Genomic DNA, 19,379 nt, shown 5'->3' with positions numbered 1-19,379 from the left:
GTTCCGCCAGTCCCTTATGCGATCTCATTTCCTGTTTATCGATCGGTAATGAGAATAGCGCGTCAATAAAAATAAGAAAATCCTTAAATGCAATTGTTTATCTTTTTTTACATTTTTAGCGGTGTGATTTTTTCAGGTGTAATGATTTTTGGTGTGGAGCAGTTACAACCATTTGAAAGTTAAATGATATTATATAGATTTGTAATTTATGAAACATTGTTTCAGATCATGGGGTAAGCCTTTCAAGTATGGTAATTTCAATAAAATAAACATTAGTCAGTCTGGATACCACACGCATAAACGGTTGAGAGCAAATATGCCTGTTTTTATAAACTAGCCGATTTTGCGGTAGATCATTTTTAATGTCATTAATCATACGAGCACGTTATTCGGTTGAGCGCAGTTTTGATGGGTGACTCGTTAACAAGGAGCAGTCAATGAAAAAGGTCGCGGTGCTGTTGGCACCAGGATTTGAAGAAGCAGAGGCCATTGTTACTCTTGATATTCTGCGACGTTTGCATATCGACGTCGAAACGCTGGCGTGTGCTGAATCTCGGGCGGTGGTGAGTTACCATGATATTCCTATGGTTGCGGACAGTACGCTGAGTGAACGCCAGCAGGCGCTTTTCGATGCGGTAGTGCTGCCGGGCGGTCCGCAGGGGAGCGCTAATCTGGCGGCTAATCCGGCGGTGATCGCTTTCGTTGCGCGTCATGATGCGGCAGGGAAATTTATTTGTCCTATCTGTTCCGCGGCGGCAAGGGTGCTGGGGGCTCACGGATTGCTGAAGGGGCGTCGTTATGTCTGTTCCGGCGACCTGTGGAAAGCGGTTCCGGAAGGTGTCTATGTGGATGCGCCCGTTGTTGAAGATGGTAATTTAATTAGCGGTAAAGGCTTGGGTCATGTCTTTGATTTCGCGCTAACCCTTTCCGCCAGACTGCTGGGAGACGATGCGCCGGTTCGCGAACAGGCTGAACATATCTATTATCCCTGGTAATCGTTATTCACCCAGGGCCATAAGGATTAGCTGGCTGATGTTATGGATTAATGTGCTGGCTTTCCTGCCTTTTGGCTGATGAATTCGCTCTGGGTTATGTCATTTTCCGCTAAAACTATTCCCGCCATCAGCATTTATCTAATGAATGAAAGACAGTGCACCGTTTTACGTCTTCTCTAACAAGAATCGTTTGATTTTACCCTACATAAAAAACGCTAAAGCAGGTCAATGAATTCCCTGGGTTATGAGTTAATCGTTATTTCTGCGTGTGTCTTAGGGGGGGGGATTCCTGAGAGGCGGCCTCGGAAAAATCTCATATGTGGTGGCGAGCGTACTGATATCAGGAGCAGTGGAGAACGCGATGAACCTGCTCAACATTTCACCTTTTGCACAGTACGTGGTTCGCGGCTGAATCCTTCTGACAACAGTTATCTTCGACCATTATAAGTAAAAAGCGAAGCGTATGATTTGATGAATTAACACTCAACTAAACAGTATAGCTTCACGTCATCGCCAGCCGCTACCCCGGCTGGCGATGGTCTTTCTAAATGGCGAGCAGCGTCACACTGTCTATACTTACATGACTAATGAGACCGTTTGTGAATCTCAATATGATGATAAGGAGGAGACCAGGGTGGCAGAACCGTTAACCGTATCCCCCGAACTCACTGCGAACTATGCGTATTTTTTTGACCTTGATGGCACATTGGCAGAGATAAAGCCTCATCCCGATCAGGTAGTGGTACCGCATAAAATCCTTCAGTTGTTAGACCGTCTCGCGGCGCACAACGCAGGGGCACTGGCATTGATTTCAGGGCGTTCAATGACTGAGCTGGATGTTTTGGCGAAGCCTTTTCGCTTTCCGCTCGCTGGCGTTCACGGGGCAGAGCGTCGTGACATCAATGGTAAAACCCATATCGTGCGCCTTCCTGAAGCGGTAGTCCGTGAGGTGGAGGCGTTATTACGTTCGACGCTTGTAGCGCTGCCCGGAACGGAGCTGGAGACGAAGGGGATGGCGTTTGCGCTGCACTACCGTCAGGCTCCGGAACATGAAGCGGCGCTGTTGGCGCTTGCGCAACACGTTACGCAGCACTGGCCGCAACTGGCGTTGCAGCCTGGTAAATGTGTTGTGGAAATCAAACCTAAGGGAACCAATAAAGGCGAAGCGATTGCCGCCTTTATGCAGGAGGCGCCCTTTGCGGGACGGATTCCCGTTTTTGTGGGCGACGATTTGACCGATGAGGCTGGCTTTGGCGTGGTGAATCACGCTGGCGGAATTTCCGTAAAAGTGGGCGTCGGGGCAACCCAGGCGGCATGGCGGCTGGAAAGCGTACCCGATGTCTGGCGCTGGCTGGAACAAATCAATTATCCACAACAAGAACAACAAGTAATGAATAACAGGAGAGATGGCTATGAGTCGTTTAGTCGTAGTATCTAATCGAATTGCCCCCCCGGATAATAAAGGCGGCGCCGGCGGCCTCGCCGTTGGCGTGCTTGGCGCGCTAAAAGCGGCTGGCGGGTTGTGGTTCGGCTGGAGTGGCGAGACAGGTAACGAGGATGAGCCATTAAAAAAGGTGACAAAAGGTAATATTACCTGGGCATCGTTTAACCTGAGCGAACAAGATTACGAAGATTATTACTGTCAATTTTCCAATGCGGTTCTCTGGCCTGCGTTCCATTATCGTCTGGACCTGGTACAGTTTCAGCGTCCTGCATGGGAAGGCTATATGCGGGTGAATGCGTTATTAGCGGATAAGTTATTGCCCCTCATTAAAGAGAACGACATCATTTGGGTGCATGACTACCACCTGTTACCGTTTGCCAGCGAGCTGCGTAAACGCGGCGTGAACAACCGAATTGGTTTTTTCCTGCATATTCCATTCCCGACCCCGGAGATTTTTAACGCTTTACCGCCGCATGATGAACTGCTGGAGCAGTTGTGTGACTTTGATCTGCTAGGGTTCCAGACCGAAAATGATCGCCTGGCTTTTCTGGATAGCCTTTCGAGTCAAACGCGAGTCACGACTCGCAGCGGCAAGCAGCATATCGCGTGGGGTAAAGACTTCCAGACAGAAGTGTATCCCATCGGTATTGAGCCCGATGAGATTGCTCTGCAGGCTGCCGGGCCGTTGCCGCCAAAACTGGCGCAGCTCAAGGCGGAACTGAAAAATGTGAAGAATATTTTTTCCGTTGAGCGGCTGGATTATTCGAAAGGGCTGCCGGAACGTTTTCTGGCGTATGAAGCGCTACTGGAAAACTACCCGCAGCATCGGGGAAAAATTCGTTATACCCAAATTGCGCCTACGTCACGCGGCGAAGTACAGGCATATCAGGATATTCGCCACCAGCTTGAGACGGAAGCAGGCCGGATTAATGGGAAATATGGACAATTGGGCTGGACGCCGCTCTATTATCTGAATCAGCATTTCGACCGTAAACTGTTAATGAAGATATTCCGTTATTCAGACGTCGGGCTCGTCACCCCGTTGCGTGACGGGATGAACCTGGTGGCGAAAGAGTTTGTCGCCGCGCAGGACCCCGCTAACCCTGGCGTACTGGTACTGTCACAGTTTGCCGGCGCGGCGAATGAACTGACGTCGGCGTTAATCGTCAATCCTTACGATCGGGATGACGTGGCGGCGGCGCTCAATCGTGCGTTAACGATGCCCCTTGCCGAGCGTATTTCGCGCCATGCGGAAATGCTGGACGTGATCGTTAAAAATGACATTAACCGCTGGCAGGAGCGTTTTATTCATGACCTAAAGGAGGTCACGCCGCGTAGCCCTGAGCGTCAGCAGCAGAACAACGTGGCGACGTTCCCTAAGCTGGCCTGAAATATCGCGAGCGGCGACTAGTCGCCCGCTAACGGTACCAGCAACACATCTACCTGGCTGGCGCTGACGACACTTTTTGCCGAGCAGGACGCGCGCGAAAAGAAACTGTGGTTATGGTTGCCGCAAATGACCAGATCAACATGGTGTTTGCGGCACACAGCCAAAATATGCTGGCTTAACTCACCTGATGCGATGAAAGTTTGTTCAATCGGATAATCCGCCTTTTCCCCCAGCATCTTAAGAAAATTCTCGGTTTCCTCATGCATAACCGCGCGTAAATCCTCCATCATGGGCGCGGCGAACTGGTTATACAGTTCAGGATCGGAAGCGAGAGTAATCAGGCTTACTTTCGCCTGAACAGGGCGGGCGATAGAGACCGCTTTAGCCAGTAGCTGGTGACTTTCCGGGGTGACGGCAACGGCGACAAGAATATGGGTGTAGCTCATAACTCGCTCCTTGATTGCAAGAATATGAGATTGTGCTTTAGCTTTACTCTGTTTATCGCATTTCTGCAATGCGCTAATGCCACATTAATGTGAAGGACATCATAATTAATCATTAATTATTCTTATGTAAAGAATCGTGGCATAAGACACTTTTTACACACCACCAGGATGCTTCATTTAAACGGGTGAACAAGGAAAGCTAAAAGTTAAATCAAATGAGCTTATTTTTAACAGCGGAGGGCGTATGCTGTGACGAGATTAATTAATAACGTTTAATATTTAAGCCACTGTTTACTAAAGGTAAAATAAAATCGTTTCTAAAATAGAAATAATAGCCTGTTATCTATTATCCTGGCGTTATTTTAACAGAGAGAAACAAAAAAGAATTTGGTGTTGACGTACCCCTATTCAGCAGTGTGGAATAGAAAAAGTGAACATTAGGTTATTAATTAAACAAAGTAAAAGCCATGCTGATGGTTTTATCGTAAGTATTCCGTTAAATTATGTGATCTACATCACATATTTTCTAAAATCGCCGTCCCGCTCCGTTGTATGTCACGAAGCTGACGAGTAGAGTTGCGTCGAATTAGGAAAAATCTTAGGCATTTGTAAAAATTGATGTAAACGTGTAAGGCGAATCTCAGTGGGAAGCTGCGTTATACGTCACAATGTCCACAATGTCTGAGCGCTGCTATGCATTTGACCTTTTTGCTTCTTTTACCGGGCCTTCCCGGCGACATCACGGGGTGCGGCTACGTCGCACAAAAATAAAGTTGGTTATTCTGGATGGGAACAATGCATACATCCGAGTTGCTAAAACACATTTATGACATCAATTTGTCATATTTACTCCTTGCACAGCGTTTGATCGTCCAGGACAAAGCATCTGCGATGTTCCGCCTCGGTATCAACGAAGAGATGGCAAACACACTGGGCGCGTTGACCCTGCCGCAGATGGTCAAACTGGCGGAGACGAACCAGTTAGTTTGTCATTTCCGGTTTGACGATCATCAGACGATCACCCGTTTGACTCAGGATTCGCGCGTCGATGACTTACAGCAGATTCACACAGGTATCATGCTTTCAACGCGTCTGCTCAATGAAGTGGACGATACGGCGCGTAAGAAAAGGGCATGATAATGAGTGAAAAAAGCATTGTTCAGGAAGCTCGCGATATCCAGTTGGCGATGGAGTTGATTAATCTTGGCGCTCGTCTACAAATGCTGGAAAGCGAAACACAGCTCAGCCGTGGTCGCCTCATCAGGCTGTACAAAGAATTACGCGGTAGCCCGCCGCCTAAAGGGATGCTGCCATTTTCGACAGACTGGTTTATGACCTGGGAGCAAAATATTCATGCCTCCATGTTCTGCAACGCCTGGCAATTTTTACTGAAGACCGGCTTATGCAGCGGTGTGGATGCGGTGATTAAAGCTTATCGGCTTTATCTTGAGCAGTGTCCGCAACCGCCTGAAGGGCCGTTATTGGCGCTGACTCGCGCATGGACGCTGGTGCGTTTTGTTGAAAGTGGGTTGCTTGAATTGTCGAGCTGTAACTGCTGCGGTGGGAACTTTATTACCCATGCGCATCAGCCCGTAGGCAGCTTTGCGTGTAGTTTATGCCAGCCGCCATCCCGCGCAGTAAAAAGACGTAAACTTTCCCGAGATGCTGCCGATATTATTCCACAACTGCTGGATGAACAGATCGAACAGGCTGTTTAACCGAAACGGTGTGGACAAACACTCCAGCAGCGGTAAGCCATTACCGCTGCTTTTTTTTGCCTTGCCTTCGCGTTAATCGCCCGACTGCGCATCCTGTCATAGTCAACAGCGGAAGGATGATGTCGTGCTTATCTTATTAGGTTACCTGGTGGTTATCGGTACAGTTTTCGGCGGTTATGTCATGACCGGCGGACACCTTGGGGCACTCTATCAACCTGCTGAACTGGTCATCATTGGCGGCGCGGGGATAGGGGCGTTCATTGTCGGCAACAACGGGAAGGCCATCAAAGGCACGATGAAAGCGATCCCGTTGTTATTTCGTCGTTCGAAATACACGAAATCTATGTACATGGATTTGCTGGCGTTGCTCTATCGCCTGATGGCCAAATCACGCCAGCAGGGGATGTTCTCCCTTGAACGCGATATTGAAAATCCGAAAGAGAGTGAAATCTTCGCCAGTTATCCGCGTATTCTGGCCGATGCGGTAATGCTTGATTTTATTGTCGATTATCTGCGTCTGATCATCAGCGGCAACATGAATACGTTCGAAATTGAAGCGTTGATGGATGAAGAGATTGAAACCCATGAAAGCGAGGCGGAAGTCCCGGCCAACAGCCTGGCGATGGTGGGGGATTCGCTGCCTGCCTTTGGTATTGTCGCGGCGGTAATGGGGGTGGTTCACGCTCTGGCTTCAGCCGATCGTCCGGCAGCGGAGTTGGGGGCGCTGATTGCCCATGCCATGGTAGGTACGTTCCTCGGTATTTTACTGGCTTATGGATTCATTTCACCGTTAGCGACCGTTTTGCGCCAGAAGAGCGCCGAAACCACCAAGATGATGCAGTGCGTAAAAATTACACTGCTGTCTAATCTGAACGGCTATGCGCCGCCGATTGCCGTGGAATTTGGTCGTAAAACGCTTTATTCCAGTGAGCGTCCATCGTTTATTGAGTTGGAAGAACACGTTCGCGCAGTGAGAAACCCAAACCAGCAGCAGACGACTGAGGAAGCATGAAAAATCAGGCTCATCCCATTGTCGTCGTAAAACGCCGCAGGCACAAACCGCACGGCGGCGGGGCGCACGGTTCCTGGAAAATTGCCTACGCCGATTTTATGACGGCGATGATGGCTTTTTTTCTGGTGATGTGGCTGATTTCCATCTCCAGCCCTAAAGAATTAATTCAGATTGCCGAATATTTTCGTACGCCGTTGGCCACCGCGGTAACGGGGGGAAATCGGATTGCCAATAGCGAGAGCCCGATACCAGGCGGCGGCGATGATTACACCCAACAGCAGGGTGAAGTGGAAAAGCAGCCGAATATCGACGAGCTGAAAAAACGGATGGAGCAGAGTCGCTTAAACAAACTGCGCGGCGATCTGGATCAACTGATCGAATCCGATCCCAAACTGCGAGCGTTACGTCCGCATCTGAAAATTGATTTGGTTCAGGAGGGGTTGCGCATCCAGATTATCGACAGCCAGAACCGCCCGATGTTTAAAACCGGCAGCGCCGAAGTTGAGCCGTATATGCGCGATATCCTGCGTGCGATTGCGCCAGTGTTAAACGGTATACCTAATCGCATTAGCCTGGCTGGCCATACCGATGACTTTCCCTACGCGAACGGCGAAAAAGGCTATAGCAACTGGGAGTTATCCGCCGATCGCGCCAATGCCTCGCGTCGCGAACTGGTCGCTGGCGGGCTGGATAACGGAAAAGTATTACGGGTGGTTGGCATGGCCGCCACGATGCGGCTGAGCGATCGCGGTCCTGATGACGCCATCAACCGCCGTATAAGCCTGCTGGTGTTAAACAAACAGGCGGAACAGGCCATTTTGCATGAAAACGCTGAAAGCCAGAATGAGCCGGTAAGTGTATTACAACAGCCTGCGGCAGCCCCGCCGGCAAGCGTACCCACATCGCCAAAAGCGGAACCGAGGTGATAGCGTGAGCATGGATATTAGCGATTTTTATCAGACATTTTTTGATGAAGCTGACGAGCTGTTGGCTGATATGGAGCAGCATCTGCTGGATTTGGTGCCGGAATCCCCGGACGCTGAACAACTGAACGCCATTTTTCGCGCGGCGCACTCCATTAAAGGCGGCGCGGGCACATTCGGCTTCACTATTCTGCAGGAAACCACACATTTAATGGAAAACCTGCTGGATGAAGCCCGACGCGGTGAAATGCAGCTCAATACCGACATTATCAACCTGTTTTTGGAAACGAAAGATATTATGCAGGAACAGCTCGACGCCTATAAAAACTCCGAAGAGCCGGATGCCGCAAGCTTCGAATATATCTGCAATGCGCTACGCCAGTTGGCGCTGGAGGCGAAAGGCGAAACCACGCCGGCGGTCGTAGAAACCGCGGCACTAAGCGCGGCGATCCAGGAAGAGAGCGTAGCCGAAACCGAATCGCCTCGTGACGAGAGTAAACTGCGCATTGTACTTTCACGGTTGAAAGCCAATGAGGTCGATCTGCTTGAAGAAGAGTTGGGCAATCTGGCTACTCTGACGGATGTCGTTAAGGGGGCGGATTCACTGTCGGCAACTCTGGATGGCAGCGTCGCGGAAGATGACATTGTCGCGGTGCTCTGTTTTGTCATCGAGGCCGATCAGATCGCTTTTGAAAAAGTGGTCACCGCGCCGGTTGAAAAAGCGCAAGAGAAAACCGAGGTAGCACCGGTAGCGTCTCCGGCAGTCGTTGCGCCAGCCGCCAAAAGCGCGGCGCATGAACATCATGCGGGGCGTGAAAAACCTGCGCGTGAACGCGAGTCCACCAGCATTCGCGTGGCGGTAGAGAAAGTGGATCAGCTCATAAACCTGGTCGGCGAGTTAGTGATTACCCAGTCAATGTTGGCCCAGCGTTCTAACGAGCTGGACCCGGTAAACCACGGCGATCTCATTACCAGTATGGGTCAGTTACAACGTAACGCCCGCGACTTACAAGAGTCGGTGATGTCGATTCGTATGATGCCTATGGAGTACGTCTTCAGCCGTTTCCCGCGTCTGGTACGCGATTTAGCGGGCAAACTGGGCAAGCAGGTAGAGCTGACGCTGGTGGGGAGCTCCACTGAACTTGATAAAAGCCTGATCGAACGCATTATCGACCCGCTGACGCACCTGGTGCGCAACAGTCTCGACCACGGGATTGAAATGCCGGAAAAACGCCTTGAGGCGGGGAAAAATGTTGTCGGCAACCTGATTCTTTCCGCAGAACATCAGGGCGGGAATATTTGTATTGAAGTGACCGATGACGGCGCGGGGCTTAACCGTGAGCGTATCCTGGCGAAGGCCATGTCGCAGGGGATGGCGGTGAATGAAAACATGACCGACGATGAAGTAGGCATGTTGATCTTCGCGCCGGGATTCTCAACTGCGGAACAGGTCACGGATGTCTCCGGTCGCGGCGTTGGCATGGATGTGGTGAAACGTAACATTCAGGAGATGGGCGGTCACGTTGAGATCCAGTCAAAACAAGGCTCCGGCACCACGATTCGTATTCTGCTGCCGCTGACGCTGGCCATCCTCGATGGGATGTCGGTTCGCGTGGCGGGGGAAGTTTTTATCCTGCCGTTGAATGCGGTGATGGAGTCGCTGCAACCGCGTGAAGAGGATCTTCATCCGCTGGCGGGCGGCGAACGGGTTCTGGAAGTTCGCGGCGAGTATTTGCCGCTGGTCGAATTGTGGAAAGTGTTTGACGTGGACGGGGCGAAAACCGAAGCCACGCAGGGCATTGTTGTGATCCTGCAAAGCGCGGGACGCCGTTACGCGCTGCTGGTCGATCAGCTCATCGGTCAGCACCAGGTGGTGGTCAAAAATCTGGAAAGCAATTATCGCAAGGTACCGGGGATTTCCGCCGCGACGATCCTGGGCGACGGCAGCGTCGCGCTGATTGTTGATGTTTCCGCATTGCAGGGTTTAAACCGCGAACAACGTATGGCGATCACAGCCGCCTGATTGAGTGAGAAGGGAATAATATGACCGGTATGAGTAATGTAAGCAAACTGGCCGGCGAGCCGTCAGGTCAGGAATTCCTGGTGTTTACACTGGGAAATGAAGAGTACGGCATCGATATCCTGAAAGTGCAGGAGATCCGTGGCTATGACCAAGTGACGCGCATCGCCAATACACCGGCCTTTATAAAAGGGGTGACTAACCTGCGCGGCGTGATTGTCCCCATTGTCGATCTGCGCGTGAAATTCTGCGAAGGCGACGTTGAGTATGATGACAATACGGTAGTGATCGTACTGAATCTGGGGCAACGTGTCGTCGGGATAGTGGTAGACGGCGTGTCTGACGTACTGTCGTTAACGGCGGAACAGATCCGTCCGGCGCCAGAATTTGCCGTGACCTTGTCAACAGAATATTTGACGGGATTGGGCGCGCTCGGCGAGCGTATGCTGATTCTGGTGAATATCGAAAAACTGCTTAACAGCGAAGAGATGGCGCTGCTGGATATCGCAGCATCACACGTCGCGTAATAACGTTGCCGGATGGCGTCGCGCTATCCGGCAATATTCACCGTTATGCTTCCGCCAGCGGTGAGAGTGCCTCTTCATCGCCCGCGCCCAGCCCCTGCATTTTGCGCCGGCATCGCCGCTGCGACGCTGTTATTGTCAATATCGTCTTCCGGAACAGCGTATTTCCTTTTTGCAAAAGTAAAGTTATCACCGTAGGTGCCGATAACGTTGATAACTCGTTATCAGGAAGGTGCCTTATGTTTAACCGTATCCGCGTTGTCACAATGCTGATGATGGTGCTGGGGGTTTTCGCACTGCTACAGCTTGTTTCCGGTGGTTTGCTGTTTTCTTCATTACAGCATAACCAGCAAGGTTTTGTTATTTCTAACGAATTACGTCAGCAACAAAGCGAACTCACGTCGACATGGGACTTAATGCTGCAAACGCGCATTAACCTGAGCCGCTCCGCCGCACGCATGATGATGGACGCTTCTAACCAGCAGAGCAGCGCCAAAACGGATTTACTCCAGAATGCAAAAACGACCCTCGCACAGGCGGCGGCGCACTACGCCAATTTCAAAAACATGACGCCATTGCCAGCGATGGCGGAGGCCAGCGCGAACGTCGATGAAAAATATCAGCGCTATCAGGCCGCATTAGCCGAACTTATTCAGTTTCTGGACAATGGCAATATGGATGCCTACTTCGCCCAGCCAACCCAGGGAATGCAAAACGCGTTGGGCGAGGCGCTGGGCAATTACGCCCGGGTGAGCGAAAACCTGTACCGCCAGACATTTGATCAAAGCGCTCATGACTACCGTTTTGCGCAATGGCAACTGGGGGGGCTTGCGGTCGTGCTGGTGCTGATTTTGATGGTGGTTTGGTTCGGCATTCGTCATGCCCTGCTTAACCCATTAGCGCGAGTGATTACTCATATCCGTGAAATTGCCAGCGGCGATCTGACGAAAACGCTCACCGTCTCAGGACGTAATGAAATTGGCGAACTGGCGGGAACGGTTGAACATATGCAACGCTCGCTGATTGACACCGTGACGCAGGTTCGTGAAGGTTCGGATGCGATTTATTCCGGCACCAGTGAAATTGCCGCCGGTAATACCGACCTCTCTTCCCGTACCGAACAACAAGCCTCCGCTCTGGAGGAGACGGCGGCCAGCATGGAACAACTGACGGCCACCGTGAAGCAAAACGCCGATAACGCCCGTCAGGCTTCGCAACTGGCGCAAAGCGCCTCCGAGACCGCGCGTCATGGCGGCAAAGTGGTCGACGGCGTGGTAAACACCATGCACGAAATTGCCGACAGTTCGAAAAAAATCGCTGACATTATCAGCGTTATCGACGGTATTGCCTTCCAGACTAACATTCTGGCGCTGAATGCGGCGGTAGAAGCGGCGCGCGCGGGAGAGCAGGGGCGCGGTTTTGCGGTCGTGGCAGGCGAGGTGCGTAATCTGGCCAGCCGCAGTGCCCAGGCGGCGAAAGAAATAAAAGCGTTGATTGAAGATTCCGTCTCGCGTGTCGATACCGGTTCAGTGCTGGTGGAAAGCGCCGGGGAAACCATGACTGACATCGTCAATGCCGTTACGCGCGTCACGGATATCATGGGCGAAATCGCCTCCGCCTCGGATGAGCAAAGCCGGGGTATCGATCAGGTCGCTTTGGCCGTTTCCGAAATGGATCGCGTAACGCAACAGAACGCCTCGCTGGTTCAGGAATCCGCAGCGGCCGCCGCCGCGCTGGAAGAGCAGGCCAGCCGTCTGACCCAGGCGGTATCGGCTTTCCGCCTGGCATCGCGACCGCTGGCGGTAAATAAACCTGAGATGCGTTTATCAGTGGACGCTCAGTCCGGCAATACGCCGCGGCCCTTAGCCGCCGGGGATGATGCGAACTGGGAAACCTTCTGATCGATGTGCGCTGTGTGCTGTCGGTTATCGATTAATTTGCGAACCCGCCGATCCCTTTCGTCTGGTTCGCATAGATAAAAGCAAAAAATGTGTAATACGGGAAGCATGGCGCTGCCGCAGGGCGCGCCCGTTGTACTTTGAATGTGATTAAGAAGGCGCTATGACATCATCTCTGCCCTCCGGGCAAACGTCAGTATTGTTACAGATGACACAGCGCCTCGCGCTGTCCGACGCGCATTTTCGTCGGATATGTCAATTAATCTACCAGCGCGCAGGGATCGTGCTGGCCGACCATAAGCGGGATATGGTTTATAACCGCCTGGTCCGTCGGCTGCGTACCCTGGGACTGGATGATTTTGGCCGTTATCTCAGTATGCTGGAGGCTAATCAAAACAGCGCTGAGTGGCAGGCTTTTATCAACGCTCTGACTACCAACCTGACCGCTTTTTTTCGCGAGGCGCACCATTTTCCCATCCTTGCGGAACATGCGCGTCGCCGCCACGGCGAGTACCGCGTCTGGAGTGCGGCGGCATCGACAGGAGAAGAACCTTACAGTATCGCCATTACGCTGGCGGATGCGTTAGGGATGGCCCCCGGTCGCTGGAAAGTATTCGCCAGCGATATTGATACTGAAGTGCTGGAAAAAGCGAGAAGCGGTATTTATCGCCTCAGCGAACTAAAAACGTTATCGCCGCAGCAGCTACAACGTTACTTCATGCGCGGTACGGGGCCGCATGAAGGACTGGTGCGCGTGCGTCAGGAACTGGCCAATTATGTTGAATTTTCCTCCGTTAATTTGTTGGAAAAGCAGTACAACGTACCCGGTCCCTTTGACGCGATTTTTTGCCGTAACGTCATGATCTATTTTGATAAAACGACTCAGGAGGACATTCTGCGCCGTTTTGTTCCACTCCTTAAACCTGACGGACTGTTGTTTGCCGGTCACTCAGAAAACTTTAGCAACCTCGTGCGCGAGTTTAGCCTGCGCGGACAGACGGTGTATGCGCTAAGTAAGGATAAAGCATGAGTAAAATCAGGGTATTGTCAGTTGATGATTCCGCGCTAATGCGCCAAATCATGACTGAAATTATTAATAGCCATAGCGATATGGAGATGGTGGCGACTGCGCCGGACCCGTTGGTCGCCAGGGATCTCATCAAAAAATTTAATCCGGACGTATTGACCCTGGACGTTGAGATGCCGCGTATGGACGGCCTCGATTTTCTGGAAAAACTGATGCGCCTGCGACCGATGCCGGTGGTGATGGTCTCTTCGCTGACCGGGAAAGGTTCCGAAGTGACGCTACGGGCGCTGGAGTTGGGGGCCATCGATTTTGTCACCAAACCGCAGCTTGGCATTCGTGAAGGTATGCTGGCGTATAGCGAGATGATTGCCGAAAAAGTGCGTACCGCCGCGCGGGCCCGCATCGCCGCACATAAACCGATGGCGGCCCCGACAACCTTAAAAGCCGGTCCGCTGCTCAGTTCGGAAAAACTGATTGCTATCGGCGCTTCAACGGGCGGTACTGAAGCTATCCGACATGTGCTGCAACCGCTGCCGCTTTCCAGTCCGGCAGTGATTATTACGCAGCATATGCCGCCTGGCTTTACCCGCTCGTTTGCCGAGCGTCTGAATAAACTCTGTCAAATCAGCGTGAAGGAGGCCGAGGACGGCGAACGCGTATTGCCAGGTCATGCCTACATTGCGCCCGGCGACAAGCATATGGAGCTGGCGCGTAGCGGGGCGAATTATCAAATCAAAATTCATGATGGCCCGCCGGTAAACCGGCATCGGCCTTCCGTGGATGTGCTGTTTCATTCGGTGGCGAAACACGCGGGGCGCAACGCCGTAGGCGTCATTCTTACGGGGATGGGCAACGATGGCGCCGCTGGAATGTTAGCGATGTACCAGGCTGGCGCCTGGACCATTGCGCAAAACGAAGCAAGTTGTGTGGTGTTCGGCATGCCGCGCGAGGCCATCAATATGGGTGGCGTAAGCGAAGTGGTCGATCTTAGCCAGGTAAGCCAGCAGATGCTGGCGAAAATCAGTGCCGGACAGGCGATACGTATTTGAACCAGGAGTAGTATTTTATGGCGGATAAAGAGCTTAAATTTTTGGTTGTGGATGACTTTTCGACCATGCGTCGTATCGTGCGCAACCTCTTAAAAGAGCTTGGATTTAACAATGTGGAAGAGGCCGAAGACGGCGTCGATGCGCTGAACAAGCTCCAGGCGGGCGGCTTTGGTTTTATTATCTCCGACTGGAACATGCCGAACATGGATGGCCTGGAGCTACTGAAAACCATTCGCGCCGATAGCGCCATGTCGGCGTTACCCGTGTTGATGGTCACGGCGGAAGCCAAGAAAGAGAATATTATCGCCGCCGCACAGGCTGGCGCCAGCGGTTATGTCGTAAAACCGTTCACCGCAGCGACTCTGGAAGAGAAGCTCAACAAAATCTTTGAGAAACTGGGCATGTGAGGATGCGATGATGATGCAACCATCTATCAAGCCTGCTGATGAAGGCTCAGCAGGAGACATCATTGCGCGCATCGGTAGTCTGACCCGAATGCTGCGCGACAGCCTGCGTGAACTGGGGCTGGACCAGGCGATTGCCGAAGCGGCGGAGGCGATCCCTGATGCGCGCGACCGTCTGGATTACGTCGTCCAGATGACGGCGCAGGCGGCGGAACGCGCGCTAAACAGTGTCGAAGCTTCGCAGCCGCATCAGGATGCGATGGAGAAAGAGGCGAAAGCGCTAACCCAACGTTGGGACGAGTGGTTTGACAATCCGATCGAGCTTTCCGACGCCCGTGAACTGGTGACGGATACGCGCCAGTTTCTCAGGGATGTCCCGGGTCATACCAGCTTTACTAACGCGCAACTGCTGGACATCATGATGGCGCAGGATTTCCAGGATCTGACGGGTCAGGTGATCAAACGCATGATGGACGTGATTCAGGAGATTGAACGCCAGTTGTTAATGGTGCTGCTGGAAAACATCCCGGAACAGAGCGCGCGACCAAAACGCGAGAACGAAAGCTTGCTCAACGGCCCGCAGGTGGATACCTCGAAAGCTGGCGTCGTCGCCAGTCAGGATCAGGTGGACGACCTGCTGGACAGTCTTGGCTTTTAAGCTTTTTTGACCTGATGGCGCTGCGCTTATCGGGTCCGAATCCGTCAACCCGGCCGGATACGATACTTTCTTATCGTATCCGGCTATCTCTATTAACGCCATAAACCCCGCCTTTTTTACCTCTTACTCTGCCCATTGGTGTAAAGCGGTTCTGGCATCATTCTCGCTTATCAATCTATCCAGGGTTTGCTGCGTGGCAGAAGAGAGCGACGACGACAAAACAGAAGCCCCCACACCCCACCGACTTGAAAAAGCGCGGGAAGAAGGGCAGATCCCCCGTTCCAGAGAACTGACCTCACTGCTGATATTGCTGGTGGGCGTTTGTATTATTTGGTTCGGCGGCGAGTCGTTAGCGCGGCAGCTGGCGGGAATGCTCTCAGCAGGCCTGCACTTCGATCACCGTATGGTGAACGATCCTAACCTGATCCTGGGGCAGATAATTTTGCTGATTAAAGCGGCGATGATGGCACTGCTACCGCTCATCGCGGGCGTGGTGCTGGTGGCGCTTATCTCGCCGGTTATGCTTGGCGGCCTGATTTTTAGCGGTAAGTCGCTACAGCCAAAATTTTCTAAATTAAACCCGCTGCCGGGAATTAAGCGCATGTTTTCGGCGCAGACCGGCGCGGAACTGCTAAAAGCGGTGTTGAAATCCACGCTGGTCGGCTGCGTTACCGGCTTTTATCTCTGGCATCACTGGCCGCAAATGATGCGCCTGATGGCGGAGTCGCCGATCGTCGCAATGGGGAATGCGCTGGATCTGGTTGGACTCTGCGCGTTACTGGTGGTACTGGGCGTGATTCCGATGGTGGGATTTGACGTGTTTTTCCAGATCTTTAGCCACCTGAAAAAATTACGCATGTCGCGGCAGGACATTCGCGACGAATTTAAAGAGAGCGAAGGCGATCCGCATGTTAAGGGCAAAATTCGCCAGATGCAACGCGCCGCCGCGCAGCGCCGCATGATGGAAGATGTGCCGAAAGCGGACGTCATTGTCACTAACCCGACGCACTATTCCGTGGCGCTGCAGTATGACGAAAACAAAATGAGCGCGCCGAAAGTGGTCGCGAAGGGGGCTGGATTAATAGCGCTGCGCATTCGCGAGATCGGCGCTGAACATCGGGTTCCCACTTTAGAAGCGCCGCCGCTGGCGCGGGCATTATATCGCCACGCCGAAATTGGTCAGCAAATTCCCGGGCAGTTATATGCTGCCGTTGCGGAAGTGTTGGCCTGGGTCTGGCAGCTTAAACGCTGGCGGCTTGCGGGCGGGCAACGTCCTCCACAACCTGAGAACCTTCCGGTGCCAGAAGCGCTGGATTTTATGAACGAGAAGAATACTGATGGCTAATCTGGTCGCGATGCTGCGCCTGCCCAGCAACCTGAAATCGACGCAATGGCAAATTCTTGCCGGGCCGATCCTCATTCTGCTGATTTTGTCGATGATGGTGCTGCCGCTGCCTGCTTTTATCCTCGACTTATTGTTTACCTTTAATATTGCGCTATCAATTATGGTGCTGCTGGTGGCGATGTTTACCCAGCGTACTCTGGATTTTGCCGCGTTTCCGACCATTCTGCTGTTTACCACGCTACTGCGTCTGGCGCTTAACGTTGCCTCAACGCGCATTATTTTGATGGAAGGGCATACCGGCGCGGCGGCGGCGGGAAAGGTAGTGGAGGCGTTCGGTCATTTCCTGGTCGGCGGTAACTTCGCGATCGGGATTGTGGTTTTTATCATCCTCGTCATTATCAACTTCATGGTCATCACCAAAGGCGCCGGACGTATTGCCGAAGTCGGCGCGCGCTTTGTGCTGGATGGTATGCCCGGCAAGCAAATGGCGATTGACGCCGATCTTAATGCCGGTCTGATTGGTGAAGACGAGGCCAAAAAACGGCGTTCGGAAGTCACTCAGGAAGCCGACTTCTACGGCTCGATGGACGGGGCAAGTAAATTTGTACGCGGCGACGCCATCGCCGGTATTCTCATCATGGTCATTAACGTGGTCGGCGGGCTGCTGGTCGGCGTATTGCAGCACGGAATGAGCATGGGCAGCGCGGCGGAAAGCTACACCCTGCTGACCATTGGCGACGGCCTGGTCGCCCAGATCCCGGCGCTGGTTATCTCCACGGCGGCGGGCGTCATTGTGACCCGCGTCAGTACCGATCAGGATGTAGGCGAGCAGATGGTTGGCCAACTGTTCAGTAATCCAAGGGTGATGCTGCTGGCGGCGGCGGTGCTGGGGCTGCTTGGCATGGTGCCAGGAATGCCTAACCTGGTATTTTTACTTTTTACCGCCGCTTTGCTCGGCCTGGCATGGTGGCTGCGCGGGCGTGAAGAAAAAGCGCCGGAGGAGCCGCAGCCGGTAAAAATGCCGGAAAATAACTCGGTGGTCGAAGCCACCTGGAATGACGTACAGCTTGAGGATTCACTGGGAATGGAAGTGGGCTACCGCCTGATCCCGATGGTGGATTTTCAACAGGATGGCGAATTGCTCGGACGTATTCGCAGTATTCGTAAAAAATTCGCGCAGGATATGGGGTTCCTGCCGCCGGTGGTCCACATTCGCGACAATATGGATTTACAGCCTGCGCGCTATCGTATTTTGATGAAAGGGGTAGAGATCGGCAGCGGGGACGCCTATCCGGGACGCTGGCTGGCTATTAACCCCGGCACGGCGGCGGGAACGCTACCGGGCGAGAAAACCGTCGATCCAGCTTTTGGCCTTGATGCCATCTGGATTGAAAGCGCCCTGAAAGAGCAGGCGCAAATTCAGGGCTTTACCGTCGTTGAAGCCAGTACCGTTGTAGCGACGCACCTTAACCACTTGATTGGCCAATTCTCCGCCGAACTGTTTGGCCGCCAGGAAGCGCAGCAACTGTTGGATCGTGTCTCTCAGGAGATGCCTAAACTCACGGAAGATCTGGTCCCCGGCGTAGTGACCCTCACGACTTTACACAAAGTCCTGCAAAACTTACTGGCGGAAAAAGTCCCGATTCGCGATATGCGCACCATTCTGGAAACGCTGGCGGAACATGCGCCGTTACAAAGCGATCCGCATGAATTAACCGCCGTGGTACGCGTGGCATTAGGACGAGCGATTACGCAACAGTGGTTCCCCGGTAATGAAGAAGTGCAGGTGATTGGCCTGGATACCGCGCTGGAGCGTTTGCTGCTTCAGGCATTGCAGGGCGGCGGTGGACTTGAGCCTGGGTTGGCGGATCGCCTGCTGGCGCAGACGCAAGAGGCGCTTTCTCGCCAGGAGATGCTTGGCGCGCCGCCGGTATTACTGGTTAACCATGCGCTACGTCCATTATTGTCCCGCTTTTTGCGGCGCAGTTTACCGCAGCTGGTGGTGTTGTCGAACCTTGAGCTTTCCGATAACCGTCATATCCGCATGACGGCGACCATTGGAGGAAAATAATGCGTAAATGGCTGGCGTTGTTGCTCTTTCCCCTGACGGTTCAGGCCGCAGGCGAAGGCGCGTGGCAGGATAGCGGTATGGGTGTAACCTTAAATTACCGGGGTGTTTCCGCATCGTCTTCGCCATTGTCGGCGCGCCAGCCGGTTTCCGGTGTGATGACGCTGGTCGCCTGGCGTTATGAACTGAATGGCCCGACTCCCGCGGGCTTACGGGTACGTTTATGTTCCCAGTCCCGTTGCGTAGAACTTGATGGTCAGAGTGGCACGACCCACGGTTTTGCTCATGTTCCCGCAGTCGAGCCGCTCCGCTTTGTCTGGGAAGTCCCCGGCGGCGGCCGACTTATCCCGGCGTTAAAAGTGCGGAGCAATCAGGTGATTGTGAACTACCGCTAACCGCCCCTTTCTTTGCCAGGTAGCAGATCTGACTCTCTTTTTGAATAAATAGAAACGCTGTTT

19 protein-coding genes and 1 pseudogene are annotated in these 19,379 nt (G+C 52.8%); 18 read left to right on the top strand and 2 right to left on the bottom strand.

What is annotated here, in order from left to right:
• The first annotated feature begins 437 nt into the window (after window positions 1-437).
• From ABVN44_RS09595 to otsA, 4 genes and pseudogenes are all read left to right on the top strand, one after another.
• Complete coding sequence (locus tag ABVN44_RS09595; RefSeq protein WP_000754796.1) at window positions 438-995, top strand: DJ-1/PfpI family protein; 558 nt, start codon at window positions 438-440, stop codon at window positions 993-995.
• A gap of 228 nt (window positions 996-1,223) precedes the next feature.
• Window positions 1,224-1,407 (top strand): annotated as a pseudogene (araH, locus tag ABVN44_RS09590) (L-arabinose ABC transporter permease AraH); the annotation flags it as partial.
• A 222-nt stretch (window positions 1,408-1,629) separates the two neighbouring features.
• Window positions 1,630-2,433, top strand: a complete 804-nt coding sequence (otsB, locus tag ABVN44_RS09585) for a trehalose-phosphatase (RefSeq protein ID WP_048348803.1) — start codon at window positions 1,630-1,632, stop codon at window positions 2,431-2,433.
• Window positions 2,408-3,829 (top strand): alpha,alpha-trehalose-phosphate synthase, encoded by a 1,422-nt coding sequence (otsA, locus tag ABVN44_RS09580; protein ID WP_000089042.1) that lies wholly within the window; start codon window positions 2,408-2,410, stop codon window positions 3,827-3,829. Before otsB ends, otsA begins: the two co-directional genes overlap by 26 nt.
• A 17-nt stretch (window positions 3,830-3,846) precedes the next feature.
• Here the strand turns inward: otsA and uspC are convergent, their stop codons facing one another.
• Complete coding sequence (gene uspC / locus ABVN44_RS09575) at window positions 3,847-4,275, bottom strand: universal stress protein UspC (protein WP_000122606.1); 429 nt, start codon at window positions 4,273-4,275, stop codon at window positions 3,847-3,849.
• Window positions 4,272-4,388 (bottom strand): hypothetical protein, encoded by a 117-nt coding sequence (locus ABVN44_RS09570; RefSeq protein ID WP_001617301.1) that lies wholly within the window; start codon window positions 4,386-4,388, stop codon window positions 4,272-4,274. Before ABVN44_RS09570 ends, uspC begins: the two co-directional genes overlap by 4 nt.
• 682 nt (window positions 4,389-5,070) lie before the next feature.
• Here ABVN44_RS09570 and flhD point away from each other — a divergent pair.
• The 14 genes from flhD to flhe all read left to right on the top strand — a co-directional run bounded on the left by flhD (window position 5,071) and on the right by flhe (window position 19,316).
• On the top strand, window positions 5,071-5,412 hold the full coding sequence (gene flhD, locus ABVN44_RS09565; RefSeq protein ID WP_001518146.1) for a flagellar transcriptional regulator FlhD: 342 nt from the start codon (window positions 5,071-5,073) through the stop codon (window positions 5,410-5,412).
• The gene (gene flhC, locus ABVN44_RS09560; protein WP_000605987.1) at window positions 5,409-5,993 is read left to right on the top strand and encodes a flagellar transcriptional regulator FlhC; all 585 of its coding nucleotides are present in this window, start codon (window positions 5,409-5,411) and stop codon (window positions 5,991-5,993) included. The genes flhD and flhC overlap by 4 nt, the downstream gene beginning before the upstream one ends.
• A 124-nt stretch (window positions 5,994-6,117) precedes the next feature.
• Window positions 6,118-7,005: a flagellar motor stator protein MotA gene (gene motA, locus ABVN44_RS09555; protein WP_000906312.1), complete on the top strand. Its 888-nt coding sequence runs from the start codon at window positions 6,118-6,120 to the stop codon at window positions 7,003-7,005.
• A complete protein-coding gene (gene motB, locus ABVN44_RS09550) occupies window positions 7,002-7,931 on the top strand; it encodes a flagellar motor protein MotB (RefSeq protein WP_000795653.1) in 930 nt (309 codons plus the stop codon). Before motA ends, motB begins: the two co-directional genes overlap by 4 nt.
• Before the next feature lie 4 nt (window positions 7,932-7,935).
• Entirely contained in the window at window positions 7,936-9,951 is a 2,016-nt protein-coding gene (gene cheA / locus ABVN44_RS09545) for a chemotaxis protein CheA (protein WP_000061307.1), read from the top strand.
• 20 nt (window positions 9,952-9,971) lie between these two features.
• Complete coding sequence (gene cheW, locus ABVN44_RS09540) at window positions 9,972-10,475, top strand: chemotaxis protein CheW (protein WP_000147295.1); 504 nt, start codon at window positions 9,972-9,974, stop codon at window positions 10,473-10,475.
• 236 nt (window positions 10,476-10,711) lie between these two features.
• Window positions 10,712-12,373, top strand: coding sequence for a methyl-accepting chemotaxis protein II (gene tar / locus ABVN44_RS09535; RefSeq protein WP_000483265.1), 1,662 nt, complete (start codon window positions 10,712-10,714; stop codon window positions 12,371-12,373).
• Between the two features lie 160 nt (window positions 12,374-12,533).
• Window positions 12,534-13,400 (top strand): protein-glutamate O-methyltransferase CheR, encoded by an 867-nt coding sequence (gene cheR / locus ABVN44_RS09530; protein ID WP_000204370.1) that lies wholly within the window; start codon window positions 12,534-12,536, stop codon window positions 13,398-13,400.
• The gene (gene cheB / locus ABVN44_RS09525) at window positions 13,397-14,446 is read left to right on the top strand and encodes a protein-glutamate methylesterase/protein glutamine deamidase (protein ID WP_000036392.1); all 1,050 of its coding nucleotides are present in this window, start codon (window positions 13,397-13,399) and stop codon (window positions 14,444-14,446) included. The genes cheR and cheB overlap by 4 nt, the downstream gene beginning before the upstream one ends.
• A 17-nt stretch (window positions 14,447-14,463) precedes the next feature.
• Entirely contained in the window at window positions 14,464-14,853 is a 390-nt protein-coding gene (gene cheY / locus ABVN44_RS09520) for a chemotaxis response regulator CheY (protein WP_000763861.1), read from the top strand.
• A 10-nt stretch (window positions 14,854-14,863) separates the two neighbouring features.
• The gene (gene cheZ / locus ABVN44_RS09515) at window positions 14,864-15,508 is read left to right on the top strand and encodes a protein phosphatase CheZ (RefSeq protein WP_000983586.1); all 645 of its coding nucleotides are present in this window, start codon (window positions 14,864-14,866) and stop codon (window positions 15,506-15,508) included.
• 193 nt (window positions 15,509-15,701) lie between these two features.
• On the top strand, window positions 15,702-16,853 hold the full coding sequence (flhB, locus tag ABVN44_RS09510) for a flagellar biosynthesis protein FlhB (protein WP_000797081.1): 1,152 nt from the start codon (window positions 15,702-15,704) through the stop codon (window positions 16,851-16,853).
• Window positions 16,846-18,924, top strand: coding sequence for a flagellar biosynthesis protein FlhA (gene flhA, locus ABVN44_RS09505; RefSeq protein ID WP_000002392.1), 2,079 nt, complete (start codon window positions 16,846-16,848; stop codon window positions 18,922-18,924). Before flhB ends, flhA begins: the two co-directional genes overlap by 8 nt.
• Window positions 18,924-19,316, top strand: coding sequence for a flagellar protein FlhE (flhe, locus tag ABVN44_RS09500; RefSeq protein ID WP_001233619.1), 393 nt, complete (start codon window positions 18,924-18,926; stop codon window positions 19,314-19,316). The genes flhA and flhe overlap by 1 nt, the downstream gene beginning before the upstream one ends.
• The last annotated feature ends 63 nt before the right edge of the window (window positions 19,317-19,379 follow it).

Source organism: Salmonella sp. SJTUF15570, assembly GCF_043357055.1.
GTDB lineage: Bacteria > Pseudomonadota > Gammaproteobacteria > Enterobacterales > Enterobacteriaceae > Salmonella > Salmonella enterica.
Note: the sequence above shows the minus strand (reverse complement) of the source record. Positions and strands in the feature narration are given on the sequence as shown.

What these genes read in the sequence shown, in the direction of transcription:
- ABVN44_RS09570 (WP_001617301.1), bottom strand. Translation starts at nt 4,388, where the DNA reads ATGATTAATTATGATGTCCTTCACATTAATGTGGCATTAGCGCATTGC.
- flhA (WP_000002392.1), top strand. Translation starts at nt 16,846, where the DNA reads ATGGCTAATCTGGTCGCGATGCTGCGCCTGCCCAGCAACCTGAAATCG.
- cheZ (WP_000983586.1), top strand. Translation starts at nt 14,864, where the DNA reads ATGATGCAACCATCTATCAAGCCTGCTGATGAAGGCTCAGCAGGAGAC.
- cheW (WP_000147295.1), top strand. Translation starts at nt 9,972, where the DNA reads ATGACCGGTATGAGTAATGTAAGCAAACTGGCCGGCGAGCCGTCAGGT.
- uspC (WP_000122606.1), bottom strand. Translation starts at nt 4,275, where the DNA reads ATGAGCTACACCCATATTCTTGTCGCCGTTGCCGTCACCCCGGAAAGT.
- motB (WP_000795653.1), top strand. Translation starts at nt 7,002, where the DNA reads ATGAAAAATCAGGCTCATCCCATTGTCGTCGTAAAACGCCGCAGGCAC.
- flhC (WP_000605987.1), top strand. Translation starts at nt 5,409, where the DNA reads ATGATAATGAGTGAAAAAAGCATTGTTCAGGAAGCTCGCGATATCCAG.
- flhD (WP_001518146.1), top strand. Translation starts at nt 5,071, where the DNA reads ATGCATACATCCGAGTTGCTAAAACACATTTATGACATCAATTTGTCA.
- cheR (WP_000204370.1), top strand. Translation starts at nt 12,534, where the DNA reads ATGACATCATCTCTGCCCTCCGGGCAAACGTCAGTATTGTTACAGATG.
- flhe (WP_001233619.1), top strand. Translation starts at nt 18,924, where the DNA reads ATGCGTAAATGGCTGGCGTTGTTGCTCTTTCCCCTGACGGTTCAGGCC.
- ABVN44_RS09595 (WP_000754796.1), top strand. Translation starts at nt 438, where the DNA reads ATGAAAAAGGTCGCGGTGCTGTTGGCACCAGGATTTGAAGAAGCAGAG.
- cheB (WP_000036392.1), top strand. Translation starts at nt 13,397, where the DNA reads ATGAGTAAAATCAGGGTATTGTCAGTTGATGATTCCGCGCTAATGCGC.
- tar (WP_000483265.1), top strand. Translation starts at nt 10,712, where the DNA reads ATGTTTAACCGTATCCGCGTTGTCACAATGCTGATGATGGTGCTGGGG.
- cheY (WP_000763861.1), top strand. Translation starts at nt 14,464, where the DNA reads ATGGCGGATAAAGAGCTTAAATTTTTGGTTGTGGATGACTTTTCGACC.
- otsA (WP_000089042.1), top strand. Translation starts at nt 2,408, where the DNA reads ATGAGTCGTTTAGTCGTAGTATCTAATCGAATTGCCCCCCCGGATAAT.